Source organism: Novosphingobium sp. (genome assembly GCF_031424035.1).
In the GTDB taxonomy this organism is placed as follows: domain Bacteria; phylum Pseudomonadota; class Alphaproteobacteria; order Sphingomonadales; family Sphingomonadaceae; genus Novosphingobium.
This window is the reverse complement of the sequence record NZ_JANPGP010000060.1, coordinates 1-2073: the sequence shown is the minus strand read 5'-3', so window position 1 is coordinate 2073 and position 2073 is coordinate 1. Positions and strand designations below refer to the sequence as shown.

Genomic DNA, 2073 nt, shown 5'->3' with positions numbered 1-2073 from the left:
GTCATCGTAAGTGCAGGGGACGACGTCCTCACCAAACGCCCGGTTATGCGCGGCAACCGCGCTGGCCATGCACAGGCGGCTGTTGGTGTCGATATTGCCGCTGCCGATGAAGCCCTTCATCAGCTTGTTGGCGACGTAGTAGTCCTCGGTCAGCAACTGGCCCGAGACATAGAAAGCCACGCTGTCGGGACCATGTGCGGCAATGCATTCGCGCATTTTCGCCGCCACGAGGTCGAGCGCTTCATCCCAGCCTGTTTGCCTGTCACCAATCATCGGGGCAAGCAGGCGGCCCTCCAAGCCAACCGTTTCGCCCAGATGCGTACCCTTGGAGCAGAGCTTGCCAAAATTGGCCGGATGCTCGGCATCGCCCTTGATCGTGACGCTACGCTCGCCGGTAACGGTCGCGCGGATACCGCAGCCGACACCGCAGTAGGCGCAGGTTGTACGGATCTCGCGCATCGATCAGGCCGCGCTGCGACCGACGACGGCTTCGCGCAGCAGGTAGATGCGCCCGGCATCGACTTTCAGCGGGATGGTCGGCACGCAGCCCTTGTCTTCGCCTTGCGCCTCGCCGGTCTTGAGCGAAATGTTCCACGAATGCAGCGGGCAAGTGACCACCGAACCATGGACGATCCCCTGGCTGAGCGGACCTTGTTTGTGCGGGCACTTGTTGACCAGCGCATAGAACTGGTTGTCGAGCGTGTGGAAGACAGCGATTTCCTCACCGCCCTGAACGGGCAGGGTGCGGGCATTGCCGGGCGAAATCTGACCGACCGGACCGATATCGAGCCATTCTCCGATCATGACGCAGTCTCCAGAACAAGGGGGCGCACTTCGGCCAGGTGTTGGTGCAGTTCGGCCTCGTCGCCAGCGGCGCGTGCGGCCCAGGGATCGTCCTGCATGAATTGCTGTGAATGGCGGAAGCGGGCCGCGAGGCGCGCCACGGCATCGGGATCGTCGAACAGCGCGGACTTCACCGCTTCCAGTCCGACGCGCTCGATCCACGGAGCGGTGCGCTCAAGATACCAGGCGTCCTCGCGGTAGTGCTGGATGAAGGCGGCGCAAACTTGCATGGCTTCCTCCTCGGTCGCCACCTTGGTCAGCAGGTCGGTAACCCGGACCTTGATGCCGCCGTTACCGCCGACGTGCAGTTCGTAGCCTGAATCGACGCAGACCACGCCGAAGTCCTTGATTGTCGCTTCGGCGCAATTGCGCGGGCAACCGCTGACCGCGATCTTGAACTTGTGTGGCATCCATGAACCCCAGGTCATCCGCTCCAGCTTGACGCCCAGACCAGTCGAATCCTGCGTACCGAAGCGGCACCATTCGCTGCCGACGCAGGTTTTCACCGTGCGCAGTGACTTGCCATAAGCGTGGCCGGAAACCATGCCGGCGGCGCCCAAATCGGCCCAGACGGCAGGCAGGTCTTCCTTCTTGATCCCGAAGATATCGAGCCGCTGGCCGCCGGTGACCTTGACCATCGGCGCGTTGAATTTCTCCACCACGTCGGCAATCGCGCGCAGTTCCTTGGGATTGGTCAGCCCGCCCCACATGCGGGGAACAACAGAATAGGTGCCGTCCTTCTGGATGTTGGCGTGCATCCGTTCGTTGACGAAGCGGCTTTGCTGGTCATCGACATATTCGCCGGGCCAGGCGCAAAGCAGGTAGTAATTGAGCGCCGGACGGCATGAGGCGCAGCCATCAGGCGTGGTCCAGTGCAGTTCCTGCATGGCTTGCGGGATCGCCTTGATCTGCTTTTCGATCAGCAGGCGGCGCACGTCGGAATGGGTGAACTTGGTGCATTTGCAGAGCGTCTTGGGCCCAGACTCGACTTCGCCGCCAAGTGTAAGGCTGAGCAGGCTTTCGACGAGACCGGTGCACGAACCACAGCTGGCGCTGGCCTTGCAGGCCGCGCGCACTGCGTCGAGGCTGTGCGCCCCGCCGAGCACGCAGCCCACGACCTTGCCCTTGGACACACCGTTGCAGCCGCAGATTTCTGCGTCGTCCGAGAGCGCTGCAACGGCGGCATTAGGGTCCGCGAGGGCGCCCCCGGCGGCGAAGGCCTGACCGAAG

The 2073-nt window shown here is 63.1% G+C and carries 3 protein-coding genes; all 3 read right to left on the bottom strand.

Annotated elements, in window-relative coordinates:
- The coding region (locus RMO89_RS09335; RefSeq protein WP_310532703.1) for a molybdopterin-dependent oxidoreductase at positions 1–459 on the bottom strand (459 nt) is incomplete at its 3' end.
- A 3-nt stretch (positions 460–462) separates the two neighbouring features.
- Positions 463–804 (bottom strand): nitrite reductase small subunit NirD, encoded by a 342-nt coding sequence (gene nirD / locus RMO89_RS09330; RefSeq protein WP_310532702.1) that lies wholly within the window; start codon positions 802–804, stop codon positions 463–465.
- On the bottom strand, positions 801–2073 hold a 1273-nt coding region (locus RMO89_RS09325), incomplete at its 5' end, for a (2Fe-2S)-binding protein (protein WP_310532701.1). The genes nirD and RMO89_RS09325, both read right to left, overlap by 4 nt.